This is a genomic window from Leucobacter luti (assembly GCF_004217175.1).
Lineage (GTDB): Bacteria > Actinomycetota > Actinomycetes > Actinomycetales > Microbacteriaceae > Leucobacter > Leucobacter luti.
Genome location: NZ_SHKI01000002.1, coordinates 702,217 through 723,686 on the forward strand (window position 1 = coordinate 702,217; position 21,470 = coordinate 723,686).

The 21,470-nt window shown below is 67.1% G+C and carries 10 protein-coding genes; 8 read left to right on the top strand and 2 right to left on the bottom strand.

Going from position 1 to position 21,470, the window contains the following annotated elements; translation table 11 throughout:
* The first annotated feature begins 9 nt into the window (after positions 1 to 9).
* From EV139_RS02895 to EV139_RS02905, 3 genes are all read left to right on the top strand, one after another.
* A complete protein-coding gene (locus EV139_RS02895; protein ID WP_130452791.1) occupies positions 10 to 891 on the top strand; it encodes an SDR family NAD(P)-dependent oxidoreductase in 882 nt (293 codons plus the stop codon).
* A gap of 78 nt (positions 892 to 969) precedes the next feature.
* Positions 970 to 1,926 carry a diacylglycerol/lipid kinase family protein gene (locus tag EV139_RS02900; RefSeq protein WP_241988946.1) on the top strand — a complete coding sequence of 319 codons (957 nt, stop codon included), beginning with the start codon at positions 970 to 972 and terminating at the stop codon, positions 1,924 to 1,926.
* Between the two features lie 48 nt (positions 1,927 to 1,974).
* The gene (locus EV139_RS02905; protein ID WP_130452792.1) at positions 1,975 to 2,304 is read left to right on the top strand and encodes a DUF7882 family protein; all 330 of its coding nucleotides are present in this window, start codon (positions 1,975 to 1,977) and stop codon (positions 2,302 to 2,304) included.
* A gap of 126 nt (positions 2,305 to 2,430) precedes the next feature.
* On the opposite strand, the gene EV139_RS02910 is transcribed toward EV139_RS02905, so the two are convergent.
* Entirely contained in the window at positions 2,431 to 2,703 is a 273-nt protein-coding gene (locus EV139_RS02910; RefSeq protein WP_130452793.1) for a GlsB/YeaQ/YmgE family stress response membrane protein, read from the bottom strand.
* Between the two features lie 252 nt (positions 2,704 to 2,955).
* Positions 2,956 to 3,366 (bottom strand): thioredoxin, encoded by a 411-nt coding sequence (gene trxA / locus EV139_RS02915; protein ID WP_130452794.1) that lies wholly within the window; start codon positions 3,364 to 3,366, stop codon positions 2,956 to 2,958.
* 501 nt (positions 3,367 to 3,867) lie between these two features.
* Here trxA and EV139_RS16055 point away from each other — a divergent pair.
* From EV139_RS16055 to EV139_RS02945, 5 genes are all read left to right on the top strand, one after another.
* A complete protein-coding gene (locus EV139_RS16055; protein ID WP_420029132.1) occupies positions 3,868 to 4,185 on the top strand; it encodes a metal-sensitive transcriptional regulator in 318 nt (105 codons plus the stop codon).
* 335 nt (positions 4,186 to 4,520) lie between these two features.
* Complete coding sequence (locus EV139_RS02930; RefSeq protein WP_237465819.1) at positions 4,521 to 7,475, top strand: DEAD/DEAH box helicase; 2,955 nt, start codon at positions 4,521 to 4,523, stop codon at positions 7,473 to 7,475.
* Complete coding sequence (locus tag EV139_RS02935; protein ID WP_237465817.1) at positions 7,476 to 12,137, top strand: Eco57I restriction-modification methylase domain-containing protein; 4,662 nt, start codon at positions 7,476 to 7,478, stop codon at positions 12,135 to 12,137.
* Positions 12,134 to 18,628 (top strand): DEAD/DEAH box helicase, encoded by a 6,495-nt coding sequence (locus EV139_RS02940; RefSeq protein ID WP_130452797.1) that lies wholly within the window; start codon positions 12,134 to 12,136, stop codon positions 18,626 to 18,628. The genes EV139_RS02935 and EV139_RS02940 overlap by 4 nt, the downstream gene beginning before the upstream one ends.
* Positions 18,628 to 20,898 (top strand): UvrD-helicase domain-containing protein, encoded by a 2,271-nt coding sequence (locus EV139_RS02945; RefSeq protein ID WP_198677423.1) that lies wholly within the window; start codon positions 18,628 to 18,630, stop codon positions 20,896 to 20,898. The genes EV139_RS02940 and EV139_RS02945 overlap by 1 nt, the downstream gene beginning before the upstream one ends.
* The last annotated feature ends 572 nt before the right edge of the window (positions 20,899 to 21,470 follow it).

A 21,470-nucleotide genomic window follows, 5' to 3' on the forward strand; every position in this document is an offset into this window, starting at 1 on the left:
CGTGAGGCCATGGCAACGAAGCGACTCCCGCGCCGCGTGATCCCCGGCGCCACCGTGCTCATCACCGGCGCCGCGCGTGGAATGGGCGAGCTCTACGCGCGCCGAGCTGCGCGCGAGGGCGCCGCCGCGATCGCACTCTGGGATCTCGAAACCGAGCGCGCCGAGGCACTCGCCGCCGAGCTTGACGGCTCGGCGGGCGCCCACGACGTGGGCGGCACCGCAGGTTCAACGCCGCGGGTGCGCGCGTTCACCGTCGACGTGTCGCAGCGGGAAGACGTGGTCCGCGCGCTCGCGGAGACCCGTGCCGAGCTTGGCGATCCAGACGTGGTCGTCAACAACGCCGGCATTGTGCGCGGCGCCCTGTTCTGGGAGCACGACCCCGAGACGGATATCGAGCTCACCATGCGGATCAACACGCTCGCCCCAATGTGGCTCACCCGCGAGGTGCTCCCCGCGATGATCGCGGACCGCACGCGGCCCAAACGGATCCTCAACATCGCGTCGGCCGCCGGCACGCTGCCGAATCCACGAATGAGCGTGTACGCGGCCTCGAAGTGGGCGATGATCGGGTGGAGCGAGTCGCTGCGGCTTGAGCTCGAGCGCGACGGACAGCGGCACATCGCCGTCACCACATTCTGCCCGAGCTACATCTCCACGGGCATGTTCGCCGGGGCGCGCGGCCCGATCCTCACTCCGATCATGACTCCCGAGCGGGCGGTGCGCGCGGCCTGGGACGGCATGCTCTCGGGGATCCCGCTCGTGATGCGGCCGTGGACGGTCAAGCTCGCGATGGCGCTCCGCGGCGTGCTGCCCACGCGAGTGTGGGACGCGGTGGGCGGGCGTGTGTTCCGCGTGTACTCCTCGATGGATCGGTTCACGGGGCGCGGCTAGCCGTCACCCGGCGTCGCGGGCGGGCCGGGCGCCGCGGGCTAGACTGCTCGCAGCAGTCAGCCAGGGGAGGGGACCCGAGTGAGCGCACCAGCTGAGCCAATCGCGGCAATCGTGTGGAATCCGTCGAAGACCGAGCGTGAGGCGCTTGAGGCGGCCGTGCCGCAGGAGTTCGCCGACGCGCTGACCTGGCACGAGACGAGCCCGGATGATCCCGGGCGGGCCGCCACGCGCGCCGCGCTCGACGCGGGCGCCACTCTCGTGCTCGCGGCCGGTGGCGACGGCACCGTGCGTGCGGTGGCCGAGGAACTCGCCGTTGCGGGAGCGTCGGGCTCGGCAGTCGCTGAGCTGGGCGTGATCCCGCTCGGCACTGGAAACCTCCTCGCCCGCAATCTCGGGGTGCCGCTGACGAGCCTGCGCGCGGCGTGTGAGCGCGCGTTTACGGGGGCGGCGGAGCCGCTCGACATTGGCTGGGTCGAGACCGTCGCCGCCGATGGTGGCACCGAGCGGCACGCGTTCACGGTGATGGCCGGGTTTGGGATCGACGCCCACATGATCACCGAGACAAACGAGGACTTGAAGAGCCGCGCCGGGTGGCTCGCCTATGTGGAGTCGCTGGGCCGGGCGCTCTCGGCGAGCGAGGTGATCGAGCTGCGGGTCGGCCGCGACGGGGGTGCGGCGGAGCCCGAGCGCGCGCACACCCTCATCGTGGGCAACTGCGGCATGCTGCAGGGCGGGATCACGCTGCTTCCGGATGCCGATCCCGCCGACGGATCGCTCGACCTGCTCGTGCTCCGTGCCGACGGCATTGTCGGGTGGGCGGACACGCTGCGGAACATGGTGTGGGACAACGGGCTCAAGCGAGCGCTCACCGGCGGTGAGGCGGCCGCGAGCAGCGCGACCACCTCGCACGGGCGGTTCGCGTCGCTGGAGGTGGAGCTCGATGAGCCGCGTGCGTTCGAGATTGACGGAGACGAGCTCGGTGAGGTGACCCGGATCAGCGTGAGCGTGCAGCCCGGCGCGATCCGGGTGAGGTAGCCGCCAAACTTTCCCCCACGGGCGCGCGGTCTGTGCCAGGATCGGGCCATGGGGTATCTGGTGCACGGACCGAACGAGTACGAGTTTGAGGATCGCCTGCTGGCGCATCTCAAAGTGGTGGTGGGGCAGAAGCTCGGCCGCCAGGAGGGGTTCTTCCTGAGTTGGAGTCGCACCCCCGACGAGGGGAGCGGGCGAGTATCGCTGTGGCTGTCGCCGGCGGTGCCGATCGCCTTCCGCTTCGGGGGGAGCAAATCGCCGGAACTCAACCTCACCTGGTTGCGCGTGCTCGCCGCACGCTCGCACGCGTCGCGCGGCCTCGTGGTGATTACCGAGGACGAGGCCGAGGCGTTCGCGAAGAACAACCCGGACGTGCTGTAGCTGGGCCGTGACCGCGGGCCGTGGGCCGGTGGCCGGTGCTCGAACCGCCGCTGGCGCGGCACCGGGGTCCGATGCCGCGCCAGTGTGCGGTGCCCGTGCGTGCGGGCGCCGCGGGTGCCCGGGGCGCTAGTGCGCGCTGCTGCGGCGGTTTCCGGAGAACAGGCCGAAGATCAGGAGCACGATGATCGAGCCGCCGATTGCGAGCAGCCAGGTAGACAGCGACCAGAAGGCGGCCATGTCGGCGCCGAAGATCATGCCTCCGAGCCACCCGCCCAGCATCGCCCCGATCACTCCGAGGAGCAGTGTGGTGAACCAGCCGCCCCCGTTCTCGCCGGGCATGATGGCCTTTGCGATCGCTCCCGCGATCAGGCCGAGGATAAGGAAAGCGATGAAACTCATGATTCAAGCTCCTTTCGGCCAAGCGAACCTCGCTCGGTGTGCCTGCGACACTACTCCCGCCCCGGCGCGCTGGGGAGGGGCTTGCGCCAGGAACACCTGATCCGGTAGGTACCGCGCGAGCTTCGTGGGTGGCGCCCTGCCCGGCGCAACCCACGCGTCTTGGGGGAGCCGCGCCTCACTGGCTGCGCTCCGTGCCTCGCGGGTGTTCCGTGCGCCAACTGGTGCGGGGGCACGGATCACCCGCGGGTGCGGCTACTTCGTGGCCGGCAGGCTCTCCTGCTCGGCGTTCTGGGCCTCCTGCTCGGCCTTCTGTGCGGCGAGCTGGGCGCGCACGTCGTCCATGTCGAGCTCGCGGGCACCCTGGACGAGCTGCTCGAGCTGGGGTGCGGCGAGTGCGCCGGGCTGCGAGTAGACGAGCACGCCGTCGCGGAACACCATGAGGGTGGGGATTGAGGTGATCTGGAAGAGCGAGGCGAGCTGCTGCTCCGCCTCGGTGTCGACCTTGCCGAAGGTGATGTCCGTGTGCTCCTCAGAGGCGCGCTCGAATACGGGGCCGAACGAACGGCAGGGCCCGCACCACTCGGCCCAGAAGTCGACGAGCGTGATGCCGTCGGAATCGACCGTCGTGGGGAACGTGTCAAGCGTGAGGTTTGTGGTTGCCATGGTGGGACCTTTCTCTGGTGGAGTCCTGGGGGAACTGGTGCGGTGGTCGCTGGCTGGCCGCTGCCGGGCGCGGGCGCCGAGCGGGTCGGTGGCCTAGCGCGCGAAGAGCCGTGCGAGGAAGCCCGGCCCGCGCCCAGCGGAGGCGGCTTCCAGCTGGGCGGGGGTGTGCGACCCGTCGCACCACTCCGCTGCGGGGACGCTCCGCCGCACGGAATCGATGTGCTGGCCGCACCCCGACCAGGTGGTCTTGTTACAGGTGCGGCACACTACGGCTTGGCACATTCGTGGTCTCCTTTGCGAGACGGTGTCGTGGGCAGGGCCACCGAATACCCCAAGGGGTATCTGTGGTTCCGTGACCGACTATACCCTAGGGGGTATAGTGGACGTCAAGTCATCAGTGAAAGCGGGTCGGAAATGTCTGGTCAGATCTCCGCAGCCCCCGGGGCTGCTCACAGTGCACGCGCGGGGGACGCGGCGGCGTTGGCGATCGAGTCTGCGTCGGTGCCTGATGCCGGTCCCACCGCTGCTGCGGTTCTCGGAGCGACCCCCGCTGCGACCCCGGACTCGGCCGAGACGAAGCGCAAGATCGCGAATCGCCTGCGCCGTGCGCACGGCCAGCTCGCGGCGGTCATCGCCGCGGTCGAGGGTGAGGCGCACTGCCGCGACGTGGTGCAGCAGCTCTCGGCGGTCACCAAGGCGCTCGACCGCGCGGGGTACCTCGTGATCTCGAACGCCATGCAGGAGTGCCTCGCCGACCCGGACGCCGAGGGCTCGGCCAAGCCCGACGAGCTCGAGAAGCTCTTCCTCTCGCTCGCGTAGGGAACCCTCGCCGCACGTCACTTGCTGGGTTTGTATGCTGGCCCGTTCGACTGGCCACACCTCTGGCCCAGAGCCGCGTGACTATGGGCCCGTAGGGTTGTTGCTCAGCGTCTAGACCCGGCGTTGTGCGGGAACGCGGCGAGGTTCCATGGAATCTGCGCCAGGACTCCGGTAGGAGGGGCCACCGGCCAGTGTTCGCGCCTCGGCGAGTGCGAGAGCGCCTCCCCGAGGCTCTTCGGCTGATGGTTTTGCTCTGCGGTTAGGGTTTTGTTTTCTTCGCGCGCGAAACCTCGATAGTTTGGCAGGTGATGGCCCGCGGAAAGGACTCCTGCACTATGACGCAGAATTCACCGGTTGACTCGAACGCGGCAAAGCGTCCGGTTGCACCCGGCTCGATTGTGGTCGTTCGAGACATGGAGTGGTTGGTCACCGCCGTGGAGCCGAGCGCTGCTGGGCAGTTGGTTCATGTTCAAGGACTGTCTGAGCTCGTGCGGGACACCACCGCGTCGTTCTATTCGGGGCTTGATCGGATCGAGCCGCTGGAGCCTGCTGAGGCGCGGGTGGTCGCGGATGATTCCCCCGGGTACCGGCGCGCGAAGCTGTGGTTGGAAGCGACGCTCCGGAAGACCCCGGTACCGCTGGGCTCTGACGCGTTGACGGTGTCAACCCAGATGCTGACGGATTCGCTCGGGTATCAGCGGGCGGCGGTGCGCCAAGCGCTGAGCCCGGAAATGCTGCGGCCCCGCATTCTGCTCGCCGACGCCGTGGGGTTGGGCAAGACCATTGAGATCGGAATGATTCTCTCGGAACTCGTGCGCCGGGGGCGCGGCGAGCGCATTCTGATCGTCACGCCTCGGCACGTGCTCGAGCAGATGCAGCACGAGATGTGGACCCGGTTTGCGCTGCCTTTTGTGCGGCTCGACTCGGTAGGGATCCAGCGCGTGCGGCAGCAGTTACCGGCCACGCGCAACCCGTTCAGTATGTTCAAGCGGGCGATCATTTCCATCGACACCCTGAAACAGGAAAAGTACCGTTCGCACCTCGCGAAGCAGCGGTGGGACGCTGTGGTGATTGATGAGTCGCACAACATCACCGGGAAGACGCTCAATAACCGGCTCGCGAAGACGCTCGCGCCCAACACCGAGGCGCTGATCCTCGCCTCAGCGACCCCACACAACGGGAAAGCGGAGTCCTTCGCCGAACTCATTCGTCTGCTCGAGCCCACCGCGGTGACCCCGGAGGGCGAGATCATCGAGGAGGAAGCCCGGCGACTCATCATTCGCCGCCACCGGTACAGCCCCGAGGTCGCCCGGGAAGTGGGGGCGGACTGGGCAGAGCGACTCAAACCGCAGCACCTGCTCGTGCCCGCGTCGCCAGCGGAGAATGCGGTGGCGGAGGAGCTAGCGAGTGTTTGGCTCTACCCGGGCGAAACAGGGTCCCCGTACTCTGGGGAGAACTCGGGGCTGTTCCCCTGGACCCTGGCCAAGGCGTTTCTGTCCTCCCCGGTTGCGCTCCTGGAGACGGTCGTGGAGCGGCGGAAGCGCTTGGGGGAGACCCTCTCCCACGAACAGCGTCGGGAGCGCGCCGCCCTGGACCGGCTGGAATCCCTCGCGGAGCGCGCGCTCGCCGAGCCCTCAGCAAAACTCGCTGAGCTGCTGCGCTACCTGAAGCAGATCAAGATTGGGCGCACCTCGCCGGAGCGCGTGGTGGTCTTCTCCGAACGCGTCGCGACTCTGAAATGGCTGCGCGAGCGCGTGCAAACGGAGCTGAAGCTCAAAGACGGGCAGGTCGCGGTGCTGCACGGCGGGCTGAGTGACGTCGAGCAACAGGAGATTGTCGAGAGCTTCAAACAGCAATCGTCGGAGATCCGGGTCTTGATCACCGGAGACGTGGCCTCGGAGGGCGTCAACCTGCACTCGCAGTGCCACGAACTGGTCCACTTCGATATTCCGTGGAGCCTGATTCGGATCCAGCAGCGCAATGGTCGGATCGACCGGTATGGGCAGCGGCATCGCCCCCAAATCACCACGGTGCTACTTAAACTCAGTAATGAGCATTTCTCGGGTGACCTGCGCGTGTTCAAACGACTTGTTAAACGAGAGCATGAGTCTCATAAAGCCCTTCGGGACGCAGCATGGCTATTGGGTAAGCACAGTGTTGCGGCCGAGGAAGACGCAATCATGCGGGAGCTCGCCCGCGGAACCGACGTCGAAGACATCGTGCCGACGATCGACGAGTCGATTGCGAGCCAAGACAGCGTTGCCGGGCTTCTGGCGCGCCTTGCGGCCGGTGGCGGTGCTGTCGCTCACGAAACGGGAGCAACGCGCGTCGAACCGGGGGAAGACGCGGAGACGCTTACATTGCCGCTGGACGGTGGCGCTGCGGCTGAGACCGGCCTGTTCGGGGCACGCGTCGATTTCCTCCGTGAGGCGCTGATCGAGGTGTACGCGGATCCCGGAACGCGTGCGCAAAGCGATGGTGGCGGGGGTGTTAGCTGGACGGAGCAACTTGCGCACGGCACGGTCTCGCTGGCCCCGCGTCCAGATCTGATGCAGCGGCTCAGCGTCCTGCCACAGAGCTACCTCAGCGAACGACGGGTGCGCGAGAAACTCCAGCTGGCGGTGACGGAGCGTCGCGCACGCGCTGTGCTGCTCGAGGCGATCCACAACCCGGCGGAGCACTCGCTCTGGCCTGAGGCGCACTTCCTCGGGCCACTGCACCCGGTGCTCGACTGGGCGGCAGACCGCGCGCTCGGACGCCTGGGCCGCAACGAGGTGTTCTCCGTGCAGGCTGATGTGGACGCCGTCACCGTGCTGCTCGTGGGCACCCTGACTGACGGCCGCGGCCGCACCGTTGCCGCCTCTTTCATGACCGTCGAGTACCACGATCCCGACGCGTCGACCTACGGCATGATCCAGGTGTACGAGAACGCGCGCGCCGCACTCGCCGCCTGCGGGCTTGACGGGCCGCTCGTCAACCGTGGCACCACCGCCCCGTCTCCTGCGATTCAGCGACTGATCGCGCCCGCCGTGCACAGCGCGGGCCAGCACATGGGGGTCCTCGCGCGCGCAGCGGCCGACGACGTGAATGCGCGGGTCAGCGAGTGGTCGGCTCGTGTCGACGCGTGGCAGGACACCGCGGCCACGCTTACTCAGCTGCACGGCTTGCGCAGCCGACGCGTCACCGTCGCCGAGGAACAGGAACTCGCCGAGTCGATGCGTCCGCGCCAAACACTCGTGCGCCCCCTGCTGGTTGTGGTTCCGGCGGGCCCCGCCGGGGAGGAGATCTAAGTGTCTGACGCGTTCATTATCGGTGAGGACTGGATCAGCGAGCACTTCTTCACGACGGACGCTAAGTCGCAGTCGTTCGGTGCCGAGGTGCTGTCACGCCGCAAAGAATGGGATGGCCACGCCGACGAGGGGCTCGCCTCCGTGCGCCAGTCGGTGCTCGGTGTCCGCGAGCGGCTGGTGCGGGAGCTCGCGCTGCTTGAGGAGGGGGCCGGGGCGCAGGCGGTGGTGGAGTCGGTCTACGAGCCGCTTCGCATGGCACTGGGCTACGCCGGCGGCGGAGCGAGCGAACGTGTCTCGGGGCCGCTGCGGTTGCTGAGTCCCGCGGGCGAAGAACTCCCCGCACTCGCGCTGATCGAGGCGCGGCCCGTGGCCGCCGTCGATGAACTGCTCGAAAAGCACGAGCCGACCCTTCGGGAGCCGTACCACCCGGAAGATGACGAGAACCACCCGATCGAGTCGGTCTCCCGGCTGCTCTCCCACCTGTTCGTCGCCGACGACGCCCCGGCGTTCGCGCTGGTGTTTGCGGGCGGCCGCATGCTGCTGGCGGAGCGCGAGCGCTGGGCGGAGGGGCGCTACCTCGGGATTGATCTGCAGCTGGCACTCGACCGCAACGAGACGAAGCGCGCGGGCGAGCTCGACCGCCTCATCGCCTGCGTGAGCGCGGAAGCACTGCTCCCGCGGGCGGACGGCGAGACCTGGTGGGCCCGCGTACTCGAAGAGTCGATCAAGCACACCGTCGGGGTGTCCCAGGACCTCCGGGACGGCGTGCGTGAGTCGATCGAGATTCTCGCGAACGAGGTTGTCGCGCGCCGGCGGGAGCTCGGACTGGCACCGCTCCCGGCAGACCAGGCACCGGTGCTCGCCACCCAAACCCTGCGCTACCTGTATCGAATCCTGTTCCTGCTGTTTGCCGAGGCCTCCCCGGAGCTGGGCGTACTCCCGGCGCAGGCGAGCACCTACGAAGAGGGCTACAGTCTCGACCGGCTCCGCGAGCTGCTGCAGGTTGAGCTCAGCCACGGTGCCGCACAGGGCACCCACCTGTACGAATCGCTTGGCCTGCTGTTCCGGCTGGTCGAACAGGGGTACCACCCCGAGACCGACGAGGACGCGACGAGCGACGAGGGCCTGACCTTCCACAGCCTCCGCGCAGACCTCTTTCGCCCGGCCGCGGTCGCATTGATCGACGAGGTCGGACTGGGTGACAGCCAGCTGCAGCGCGTGCTCACGAATCTGCTCCTCACGAAGCAGAAATCGGGCAGCGACCGCGGCTACATTAGCTACGCAAACCTCGGGATCAACCAGCTGGGATCCGTCTACGAGGGCCTCATGTCGTACTCCGGGTTCTTCGCCGAGACGGATCTCTACGAGGTGGCAAAGGGCGGGGACTCCGGCAAGGGATCGTGGGTGGTGCCCGTGGCCAGGTCCCACGATATCGAGCCGAATGACTTTGTCCGCGAGCGGGAGCCTGACACGGGTGAGGAGCGTCCCGTGCTGCACCCGGTCGGCAGCTTCGTCTACCGGCTCGCGGGGCGGGAGCGTCAGCAGTCGGCGTCCTACTACACGCCCGAGGTACTCACCCGTTTCACCGTGTCGCAGGCGCTCGCTGAGCTCCTCGATCAGGACGGCCAGACGACGGCTGCCGACGATATCCTCACGCTGCGTATCTGCGAGCCCGCGCTGGGCTCCGGCGCATTCGCCATTGAGGCGGTGCGCCAGCTCGCCGCGGAGTACCTGAGCCGCAAGCAGGAGGAGACGGGGCAGCGAGTCGACCCCGACAACTACCCGCAGGAGCTGCAGCGCGTGAAGGCCTCGCTCGCGCTGCACCAGGTGTACGGCGTGGACCTGAACTCGACCGCGGTCGAGCTCGCCGAGATCTCGCTCTGGCTCGACACGATGGTCGCGGGGCTGAACGCCCCCTGGTTCGGGCTCCACCTGAAGCGTGGCAACTCGCTGATCGGTGCGCGGCGGGCAGTCTACTCGATGCAACAGATCGAGACCAAGAGCTGGCTGAAGGCCGTCCCCCGAGACGTGCCAGTGGCCGAGCTCGCCGAGAACCTGGCCTCCGGCCGACTCAGCAGCGGGACCTCCGGGGCCGTGCACCACTTCCTCCTCCCGGCGGCCGGCTGGGGGAGCGCAGCTGGCGCGAAGGAGGCGAAAGTGCTGGCCCCGGACGCCGCCAAGGCGCTTGCCGCGTGGCAGCGTTCCACCGCGGTGAAGCCCACGCCGAAGCAGCTGAAGCAGCTGCGCAACCTCAGCTCTCGCGTCGAAAAGCTCTGGCAGCTGTCGCTGCGCCGGCTCGAGATCGCCGAGGACGAGGTGCGCCGCGCGATCCCGCTCTGGGGGCAGGCCGAGCAAGCCAGGGTAGACGGCGCACGCGCCGTGACCCGGGAAGAGATCGAGCGCAAGCTGGGCGAGCCGGCCGGGGCGTATCAGCGGCTGCGCCGGGTTATGGATGCGTGGAACGCGCTCTGGTTCTGGCCGCTCACGGACACCCTCACCGACCGGGTCTCGCCCCCGAGCATGGACGAGTGGCTGGCCGGTCTGCGGGCCCTGCTCGGCGAACACACTGAGATCAGCGGTGCCGCGGCCAAACACGGCCAAACCACCCTCGCCACGGAGGCCAGCGGCTGGGAAGAATTGAACGACCTGGAGATTGACGACCTCGCGTTCGCAGCCGCCTCATCAATTCCGCAGGCGCTGCGGGAGCACCCGTGGCTCGCCGTCACCGAGCGGATCGCGGCGCAGCAGGGCTTCTTCCACTGGGAGCTCGACTTCGCGACCGTGTTCGCCCGCGGCGGCTTCGACCTGCAGGTGGGCAACCCGCCCTGGGTGCGGCCGGACTTCGACGAGACAGCTTCGCTCGCCGAACACGATGTGTGGTGGGCTTTGAATCCCAAACCTGCTATGGAAGAAGCGACGTCTCGAAAGCAGCAGACGCTCGCAGAGGGTGCCGCCGAGCGTGCGTTCCTGGATGATCTCACTGGCGTCATCGGGACCCGAGAATCCGTTTCCCACGTCACCAGATTCCCGATGCTGTCGGGGCTTCGACCGGATCTCTATCGCTGCTTCATGGAGCAGACCTGGCGTAACAATGCGACATCGGGAATCGTTGGGCTCATCCACCCGGAGACCCACTTCACGGACGAGAACGCTGGGCTGCTGCGCGGTTCAACCTATCGGAAACTACGACGGCACTGGCAATTCATCAACGAACTCAGCCTGTTTGAGATTCACCACCTTGTTTCATATGGAGTGCATATCTACGGGGCCGAATCCGTAGTCGGGTTCGACATGGCCACCTCGTTGTATCACCCGGAAACCGTTACGCGCTCCTATGCCCACTCCGGCGAAGGTGCAGAGCCAGGCCTCAAAGACGGCAGCGGGAACTGGGACCAGTCGCCGCATAGGAACCGGATTATTCGAGTGACCGAGGACACGCTTAGGACGTGGCACGCGATTCTTGAGGGAGCAACCGTGCCGCCAGCAAACACACGCATGGTGTACGCCGTAAATGAGGCCACCGCTCAGGTTCTCGATAAACTCTCGAAAGCCCCTCGACTCGGGCAGCTTCCTTTAGAGACCTCGCAGGGGTGGAACGAAACCACAGATTTTAAGGCCGGGTTCTTTGAGAAGCGCTGGGGCCCAGCCGATTCCTGGGACGAAGCGATTTTGCAGGGCCCCCACCTGTTTGTCGGGAATCCGTTCTATAAGGCTCCGAACTCGACCATGCGGAATAACTCTGACTGGTCAGCGGTCGATCTCGAAACCTTGGCCCCGGATGCGCTCCCGGTGACGGCCTACAAGCCAGCTGCCGAACGGCAACGCTACGACGCGGCGTACACCCACTGGGGCGACGACCGGGTGCCGGCGCGCGACCACTACCGGATCGCCTGGCGAAACATGGCGGCAAACACTGGCGAGCGTACCCTGATTCCAGCGATCATCCCGCCGGGTGCTGCACAGATTAACGCGGTAACCGCGCTCGGTTTCAAAGCGGGAAAGCATGCAGAGCTTCTTGAGCTTTCTGGGAGCCTGAGCAGCCTACTTAACGACTTCCTGATTCGATCTGCCCCGAAATCTACGATCACTGCGAAGACGATTATGCGGCTTGCGCATCCAACGGGCGCACCGCTGGGTCTGGAGCTGAGCCTCCGGGCGTCTTTGCTGAACTCGCTGACGCAGGAGTACGGTGCATTGCACGGTGCACTGAAACGCGGCTCAACCTGCACTGATTGGGCTGGCGGTATCGAATACTTGGGACGTCAGTCTTTGCTTTCGAGAACTGGACCTTGGGGCATGGATACACCATTGCGTCGCGATTCTGATCGATACCAGGCTCTCGTCGAGATTGACGCCATTGTCGCCCTGCGATTAGGAGTCACGGCCGACGAACTCTGCACCATCTACCGCACCCAGTTCCCGGTGCTGTATGGCTACGACCGCAACGCGTATTTCTACGACGCAAATGGGCGATTGGTCCCCAAGGGGGTGCTCGCAATCTGGAAGAAGCGCGGCGACGCAATCACGGAGATGGAGCGGACCGAGACGAACGCGAGCGGCTACACGTACGTCTACGAGCTCCCGTTTATTACCCTGGACCGGGAGGCCGACATGCGGCAGGCGTACGCGCACTTTGAGCGGGTCCTGGAGGAACGCTCGTGAGCGCGCTGCTGCCCAGCACCCAGGCTGACGGGATCCGTGCGGGGCTGATCCACTACCTGGGCACGGCATTCGCGCTGTCGAGTCGGCCAGAACGGGAGGAGCTTGAACGCTTCCTCACCCACCCGGAGCGGGGGATTTTCCGGGGCCCGTACGTGCGGCTGCGCACCCCGTTCCAGCCTGCCGCGGACGGCTGGCGCGAGGAGCTGGAGTGGTACGAGGGGCACCCGCCGTATGGGCATCAGGCGCAGGCGTTTGCTCGGCTGAGCAGCGCGAACCTCAGCGCCGAGAAGCCGCGGCCGCTGCCGACCCTGGTCACCACGGGGACAGGATCGGGCAAGACGGAGGCCTTCCTCGCGCCGATCCTGGACCACGTGCTGCGCGCCAAACGTGCGGGCGAGCGCGGCATGAAGGCGCTGATCCTGTACCCCATGAACGCGCTGGCAAACGACCAGGCGCGGCGTTTGACGGAGCTCATCACGGGCTCGGCCGCACTCGGGGGGATCCGTGCCGCCCTGTTCACCGGGCAGGCGGGCCCGGAGCGCTCTCGGGTGAGCGAGGCCGGCTTGATCACCGACCGGGCGGTGATCCGCGAGGAGGCCCCGGATATCCTGCTCACCAACTACAAGATGCTCGACCAGCTGCTGCTGCGGACCCAGGACCAGCAGCTCTGGGTGCAGAGCGCGACGAGCTTGCGCTACCTGGTGCTCGACGAATTTCACACCTACGACGGGGCTCAGGGCACAGATGTAGCGATGCTGCTGCGGCGGCTCGGGCTCGCGCTCAAGCGGCACTGGCCTGATGCGGACCCCGATATTGACGGTGCGGCGCGAGCCCGACCGCTGGGGCTGCTCACACCCGTGGCCACCTCGGCGACGCTCGGCGATAAGGGCGACCCCGCGGCGATGCTCGATTTTGCTCACACGGTGTTCGGTGAGACCTTTGCCGCAGACGCGGTGGTCACGGAGACACGCACCTCGGTCTCGGAGTGGGCCGGCGACGGTGCCACCCAGATCGCCGCGCACGGACTGCGGGAGCGGCCCCTGACGGTCGCGGACGTGCGAAAACTGAATAAAGCGGCCGAGGCCATCGCGGCGAGTCCGTCGCTTGACGGGCTGGGGACGCTGGTGTGGGGCACCCTCTACGCGGGTTGGACAGCGGAGCACGCGCGTCTGCTTGATGCCGATGCCGAGAACGGGTCCGCCGAGTTCGGCGCAGTACTGAGCCGCGGTCACTCGATCGTGCGGCAGCTTGCCGAAGACGCGGAGCAGTCGGTCGCGGTGCAAGACCTCGCGGACCGACTGCTGTCGCGACAGCTCGGAGACCTGACGGGGGAAGACGACCGGGACGAACTCGCACAGGGCTTCGTGAGCCACGTGCTCGCCGCGCTCAGCCAGGTGCGGGCCGCCGCCGGGCGGGCGGCGCTCTCGGTGGATCTGCACCTGTGGACCCGGGCGCTGACCCGCGTGAACCGCTTCGCGGCACCCGAGCCCCGCTTTGTGTGGGACGATGACGGCCCGGCCGAGGAGACCGAGGTCATTGACCCGTTTGAAGCCGAGGGGAGACCGCAGTTTCCGGCGCTCTACTGCCGACACTGCGGGCGCAGCGGGTGGGGCGTGCAGCTGGCCCCTACCGGTACAGATCTCGACACTGACGACACGGCGATCCGTAAGAACCACCTCGGTGGGGACGGGCGATTCCGCGCTCTGTTGTTTGCCCCGCAGGAGGCGGACTATGCACACCCGGCGGACACGAGTCTCGCACCCGAGGAGGTCGAGGGGCTGCGGTGGTTCTGGCCGGCGGAGCGGAAGCTGCTCGCCGAGACACCGGACCTGAACGGACCCGACGTGCAGCAGGGCAACGTACTGCCGGTGCTCGCACTCGGCGGAGAACACGCGGACGATCGTTCGCGGGACGACGAGTGCCCCTCCTGCGGCAAAATCGACGGCGTTCGCTTCCTCGGCAGTGCGATCGCGACCACGCTGTCGGTCGCGGTGACCACGGTGTTTGGGGACGCCGCGCTCGACAGTGCCGAGAAGAAGGCGCTCGTCTTCACCGACAGCGTGCAGGATGCGGCGCACCGCGCTGGATTCGTGCAGAGTCGCTCACACGTGTTCAGCTTGCGCAACGCGATTCGTGACGCGATCGGGACGGACGCCGCGACGCTGGAGACCGTACTCGACCAGCTCCTCGCCCAGGCCGGGGATGATGCGTTTCGGCGGTATCGGCTGCTCGCGCCCGAGCTTCCCGAGCGGGAGGCCTTCCGGCCGTTCTGGGCGCAGGAGACGCTGCGGCGCGTCCCGCCCGCGACAATGCGGCTGGTGAAGAAGCGCCTGCTCTTCGACCTCGCGATGGAGTTCGGGCTGCAGTCCCGGGTTGGGCGCACCCTGGAAATGACGGGTAGCGTCGCGGCGCAGGTCGACGCGGGCCCACCGACCTCGCTCGAGGCTGTCGCGCGTACCGTGCTCGAGGGCTTCACCCGCTCCGCGACGCTGGACGACGACGAACCGCCGCAGCTCCGCAGCGAGACCGTGGTGCGCTGGGTGCGCGGCGTGCTCGAACGAATGCGCGAGCGGGGCGCGATCGCGCACCCCTGGTTCGATAGTTATATCCAACACGACGGTTCGCGGTGGCAGGTCTGGGGCGGCCGGCCACGTGGAGAGGGCATGCCGGCGTTTCCGAAGGGGCGTGAGGCACCGGGCTTTCCCCGCGTCGGCGGGAGCGCCCGGGAGGGCTCGGACAGCCAGCGCACCCACCTCGATGTGGTGACCTCCTCCCAGAGCTGGTTCGCGCTGTGGGCGAAGAAGGTGCTCCGTGTCACCCCCGGTGATGGCGCGACGCTCTCAAAGCTGCTCCTCGCGGAGCTCGCGAAGCAGCGCCTGATCGAAGCGGCCAGCATCGGGGGGACCGGCGCCACCGCGTACCTGCTGAATCCAGATCAGATCGTGGTCGAGCCGATCGACACCGCTGCGTGGACCGCGACCGGTCATCTGCTGGTTTGCTCACTCTGCCGCACCCAGGTGACGGTCACACGGCAGGTGTTCGGTCAGCTCCTGGACGGCCCGTGCCAGGTGGCGCGCTGCCCGGGCACGCTGGAAGCGAGCGCTGGGGCGGACAACTACTATCGGCGACTGTACATCGACGGTGACATTCGGCGCGTGGTCGCACGCGAGCACACCAGCCTCCTCGAGGACCGTGTGCGTCTTGGATACGAAGACGCGTTTAAGGCGGCGGATGCGGAACCGGACGCGCCCAATGTGCTGGTCGCGACCCCGACGCTCGAGATGGGCATTGACATCGGTGATCTCTCCACGGTCATGCTGGCTGGCCTGCCACGGTCGGTTGCCTCCTACCTCCAGCGCGTCGGACGCGCGGGGCGACTCACCGGGAACTCGCTCTCGCTCGCCTTCGTGACGGGCCGCGGGGAACAACTGCCGAAGGTGCACGACCCGCTGAGCGTGATCAACGGGCAGGTGCGCCCCCCGGCCGCGTATCTCAACGCGGAGGAGATCTTGCAGCGGCAGTACCTGGCGTCGGTGATCGACGCACGCGCGGCCGCACTCGAGCGTGCGCCGCAGCACGCCCCGGACGTGCTGCGTTCCGTCGCCCCCGGCAGCTTTCTCGGCGACCTTGTGATTGCTGCGGAGACCGGCGCCGCGGAGCACCTCGACCGGTTCCTCGCTCAGTTTGCGGACCTGCAGCCTGAGGCGGAGGAGCGTTTGCGCGGCTGGGCAACCCCCCAGGGCGGGCCAGGGAGTAGCGAGCTTGCCCGCGAGGTGCGTGGTGCGGGTGAGCGTTGGGGAGCGGAGCGCGACCGGCTCCGGTTCCGGAGGGACGAGATCCAGGCGTCTCTGGGCGAGCTCGAAGACGCAGCGGACCGCCCCGCGAAGACCCTGGACGACATATCGGCGCTGCGCTCGGCAAATGCTGCGCTCCGGATGATTCTGCGCCTCATCCAAGCCCAGCGTCTCGAACACTGGGTGAGCGCACTCGAGCGTTTCGGGCTACTACCCAATTACACCCTGCTGGACGACACGGTTCGTCTGGACGTGGCGCTCTCCTGGGTGGACCCCGAGACGCGGGAGTTCCAGCACGAGGGTGTGAACTATGACCGCGGTGCCGCCGTTGCAATTCAGGAGCTCGCGCCCGGGGCAACCTTCTACGCGCAGGGCATGGAGATCGAGATCGATGCGGTCGACCTCGGCGTTGACGGCGAGGCAATCAGCGAGTGGAGCTTCTGCCCCGCCTGCGGGTACGCGCACGAACACCTGCTCACCGAACTCGGTGCGCAGTGCCCGCGCTGCGGGGCTCGCGGGATTGCGGATTCGGCGCAGCGCCTGAACGTGGTGGAGCTCACGCAGGTCTCTGCGGAGGTGCGCCGAGACGAAGCCACCATCAGCGATCGCCGAGACGAGCGCACCCGCGTGCAGTTTTCGGTGCCGGTGCTCGCCGACATCGACGACGCCGAGGTGCTTCGTGAGTGGTATCTCCCAGAGACCGGATTTGGCGTGAAATACCTACGCGGGCTGACGGTTCGCTGGCTCAACCTGGGCAAGCTCGGAGGGTTCAGCACCCAGCGAATGCTCGCCGGTGAGGAAACCGCGGCACCGCTGTTTCGGGTGTGCCGCTCGTGCGGCAAGCTCGATACCTCCTCCCGGAAGAACAGTAGGCGGGAACACCGGCCGTGGTGCCCGCACCGAGACTCCACCGAAGAACACGCAGTGCAGATCGCCCTGAGCCGGACACTGCGCACCCAGGGCGTGCTCCTCCGGCTTCCCACGAGCATCACGCTGGGCGACAGCCTCGCGCTCCCGAGCCTGGTGGCCGCCCTCATGCTGGGGCTCCGAGAATCCCTCGGCGGTGACCCCGACCACCTTCGCGTACTCACCGCCCCCGACCCGGTTCCGGAGAGCGGAGGGGAGAGTATCCCCTCGCTGCTGCTGCACGATTCCGTGCCCGGCGGTACGGGATACCTGGCGGAGCTGGCGCGCCCCGAGCGCGTGCGCGAGATCCTCGAGAGCGCGCTGCGCGTGATCCGGGCCTGCCCGTGCCGCACCGAACACCGCGCCGCGTGTCACCTGTGCATTCTGCCGTACGCGCCCGGTGGTGCGGACAAACTCGTGTCGCGGGCGAGCGCCGAGCGAAGCCTGCTGACGCTGCTGCAGATCCGCATTGCGGACGACCGTTCCGAGACGGTGGTGCCCTGGGATTGGACCGCCCGTGATCCCGGTCTCGTGTCCTCTGAATCCGTGCTCGAGCAGCTCTTTCGAAAGGTCTTCATGGACCGCGCACGCTCCTTGGGCGGCGCGGTCAAGGAAATCGCTGGGGACCGCGGCAACCGCATTCAGGTGAGCATGCCGGGGAGTTCCTTTGTGTGGGAGCTCCAGCCACAGGTCGATGTCGCCGGCTCGCGTCCGGACTTTGTCCTGCAAGCCATGGGCGGTTCCGCGCGCAGCATCGCGATCTTCACCGACGGGCTCGCCTACCACGCATCACAGGCGCACAATCGCCTTGCAGACGACGCACTCAAGCGGCGTGCGCTCCGCGACGCGGGGTACCTGGTCCTCGGGATCAGCTGGCAGGACCTGGAACGGGCGAACAGCGGGACCCCGGAGCCTCCCGTCGACTGGTTCGCCGCGGAGGCCGCGACCGAGGTGACGGGCACTCTGGGGATTTCGCTCGGGTCCCTGGACCACATCACCGCGAACCCCATCGACCAGCTCATGGACTGGGTGCAAGACCCGGGAGCGGCACTCGGGAAGTGGGAGCGTGTTGCGGCCGGCCTGGCCGCTCTCCTGCTTGCCTCCGGTGGTTGCGAAATCGTCACCGTGTCCGGGGACTCGAGCTCTGCGGCGCTCGAGAGCCTTGCGGATCAGGAAGCCTTCCGGGCACACAAGGGTGCACCCGTCGGTTGGCAGCTGCGGCGTGAGGCCCTGGTGTTCGTCAGCACGCTGCAATCGGGAAGCCCCAACCGCACCGCCTCGGCACTGGTACTTGACGACCGGCACGCCGCGCTTGGATCCGCCCAGTTCGACGACTCGTGGCGCTTGTGGCTGCGCCTGAGTAATGTCCTCGGGGTGACCCACGGTAGTCATCAACCCGTTATCGGGGTGTACTCGGCGCTGGCCGCCCGTCGTGATGACGCGGTCGCCGGGCAGCCTCATTCGGATCACTTGGCGTCGGATCCAGCCACCGGGGAGGTCTCGCCCGAGTGGCGTCCCCTGCTGACTGAGGAATTCGCTGAGCTGCATGCTCTAGAAACGACGGAGCGCCAGCTGTTGCGCGCGCTCGCAGCGATCGGCACCATCCCCACGCCGGATGTGGGTGCCGAGCTGGGCGACGGGATTCCTGTGCTGCTCGCGTGGCCCGAGCGGCAGGTCTGCGCGGGAGAGTTTTCTGCTGAAGACCGCGAGGAACTGGTGAGCCTGGGATGGGTGGTGGTCGGACTCGACCCTGACGACATTGTGACCGCGTGTGAAGGGACGGAACGCTAGTGCCAAATATCGTGATGACCAAGGTCCGGGACCAGCACCATGAGAAAGATGCGCGGGCGAAGATCCTCAGCTTTCTCACGAAGCTCACCGAAGACGACACCAGCGTCGGGCTACACATCGAAAAGATGGTGCAGGCTGCAGATAAACGTGCCCGTACTGGGCGGGTGGACCTGGGACTTCGCGCGGTGCTGTACCTGCTCGAAACCGGGGAAGCCGAGAAGACCTACGTGTACGCGGGCACGTGGGAGCACGACGAGGCGATTGCGCGGGCGAAAAGTCGCGTGCTGCGCGTGAACCCCGTCAACGGCGTCGCGGAGCTGATTGACGTGGGTGCGCCGAAGCCGGCGTTGCGTGCTCCGCAGGACCGCGCAACGCCAGGACACCCTGCGGAACCGACAAGGGCTCCGGCTCCGCCGGTGCTGGTCGAGCGTGAATACCGGGAGTCTGACCTGGTCGACGAGCTGGGATTGACGCCTCAGCTTGCAGCCCAGCTCATGGCTGCGGCGACCGCCGAGGACATCCTGCAGCTGGCGGACACGATGGAGAACGAGTGGCAGTCCGCTGCGCTGCTCGGCCTCGCTGTCGGCGACGCGGTACACAAAATCCGCCAGGATCTCGGTTTTGGCGCGGACGCTGAGCCTGAGAACACCGCCGACGGCGCGGAACGCACCGAGGACGAGGAACTGGTACGTTCGCTCGCCCACCCGGCGTCACAGATGCAGTTCAACCCTATCGACGGGGCCGACGAGCTGCGCCGCGCCATCGAGGGGCAAGATTTCTCGGCGTGGCGTGTGTTCCTCCACCCCGAGCAGCGAAAGTACGCGACCCGGCCCTACAACGGGGCTTTCCGGCTTTCTGGCGGGGCTGGGACGGGCAAGACCGTGGTACTCCTGCACCGCGCGAATCATCTGCAGCAGCAAAATCCCCAAGCTCGGATCCTGCTCACGACCTTCACCCGCGCTCTCGCCGCGAATCTGAGCCGGGACCTCGAACGGTTGAACCCCGAGGTGAGCCTCACGGACCGGCTGGGAGAGGCGGGCGTCCAGGTGCGCGGTATCGATGCCCTCGCCGCGTCGGTGCGCGACCGCGCAATGGGCGACTTCGGTGATATCGCCCAGCAGGTGCTTGGACACCGTGTGGACCGCGGGGCGACCTACCGTCCGAACAGTGACGGGTGGAAAGAAGCCGTGCAAGACGTGGACACCGAGCTGCCCCCTGAAATCCTGCATCCGACGTTCTTCGAAGCAGAGTATCTGCAGGTGATCCTGCCGCAGCGGCTGACCACGCGGGAAGCGTATCTCACGGTGCGCCGGCCGGGCCGCGGGGTGGCACTGGACCGGAAAAAACGTGCTCAGGTGTGGTCAATCGTGCAGCACTATCGGGACACCGCGCGAGCTCTGGGCCGGCTGAGCTTTGCCGAGGTCGCCGAAATCGGTGCCGCGTGGTTGGAGCGCGAACGTGCGGTCGCCGGTGACGGATCGGGCCTCGCCGATCATGTACTGGTGGACGAGGGACAGGACCTCACCCCGTCGCACTGGAAACTGCTGCGCGCGATCGTCCCCGTGGGGCCGAACGATTTGTTCATTGCAGAGGACAGCCACCAGCGGATCTATGGCCACCAGGTGATCCTGTCGCGCTACGGGATCCGGATCGTCGGACGCTCGCGCCGCCTCACTTTGAACTATCGAACAACCGAGCAGAATCTCCGGTTTGCGCTCGGGGTGCTCGATGGTGCGGAGTACCAAGACAGCGAGTCCGGGGAGGAAGGGCTCGACGGCTATCGCTCCGCGAGGCTGGGCCCGCGGCCGGTCCTGCGTCCCGCGCCGACCGATGCGGCGCAATACGATCAGGCCGCGGAGCTGCTCCGTGAGTGGGATGAGCAGGGTGTCGATCCGGGGACGGTCGCGATTCTCGTGCGTACGAACAAGACTGCGCAGCTCGTTCGGCAGCGAATGGACGAGCGGGGCGTCGAAACGGTGCTGTTGACCGCCGCGAAACGGAACGAGTCGCGACCCGTGGTGCTCACCATGAATACCGCGAAGGGGATGGAGTTCTCACACGTGCTGCTCTTCGACGTGTCTCTGAGTTCTATGCCCCTGGCTTGGCTGACCGACAGGCTCGCCGTGGAAGAAGCGAACGACCTCCTGTTGCGCGAGCGCTCGCTGCTCTACGTCGCCGCGAGTCGGGCTCGCGACGTGCTCGCGGTGTCCTGGAAGGGCGACGCTTCGACGCTGCTCAGCGGTGCGCAAAGTCTCGGGGAATTGGGCTGAGTCGGATCTTAGGCGTGGCAAGCTCGCTCTCGGAGATAGCTACTGAACTGTTTCTGGGGGCATCTGGTGGTCGCCTCGATTGAGGTCTGGCCTGGGGCGGTGTCAGCGGACAATGCAATGCAATGAGAATCGAGCAGGTAGAGAGTTCGGCGGCGCTCGCGTCCCTGAGTGAAGAGTGATGAGTGATGCTGAGTGTTGCGCGGCTGCCCGTGTGGGGGTGTTTGGCTCTCTGCTCGGGAAATCGCGGCATCGGGGAAAAGTCAGAACTGTGCCTGCCCTGTGATGTGTTGTCGAGGTTGTGACTCGTGTGCTCATAGAGTCGCGCGACCCTGCTGGCCTCAATGCTCCTGCGTTGACATTCGAAACACGGGTGAGCCGTTGCGTCTCTGCGGTGTCTTTGGGTTCGCAGTGCTGTCGTTCACTGGCTCCGTGCTCGAGCAACGCTGGTCGGTATCTATGCTCGAGCCGAGATTCCGACACGATGCTTTGGGGAGGCGCAGACTGCAACGGGCCGCGTCTCCCTGCCCACTTGCTTTGGGGCTAAATCAGCCGTCCTGGTGTAATCCCCTGGC

Coding starts and splice junctions, on each gene's coding strand:
- EV139_RS02895 (WP_130452791.1), top strand. CDS start 10: ATGGCAACGAAGCGACTCCCGCGCCGCGTGATCCCCGGCGCCACCGTG.
- EV139_RS02905 (WP_130452792.1), top strand. CDS start 1,975: ATGGGGTATCTGGTGCACGGACCGAACGAGTACGAGTTTGAGGATCGC.
- EV139_RS02910 (WP_130452793.1), bottom strand. CDS start 2,703: ATGAGTTTCATCGCTTTCCTTATCCTCGGCCTGATCGCGGGAGCGATC.
- trxA (WP_130452794.1), bottom strand. CDS start 3,366: ATGGCAACCACAAACCTCACGCTTGACACGTTCCCCACGACGGTCGAT.
- EV139_RS02930 (WP_237465819.1), top strand. CDS start 4,521: ATGACGCAGAATTCACCGGTTGACTCGAACGCGGCAAAGCGTCCGGTT.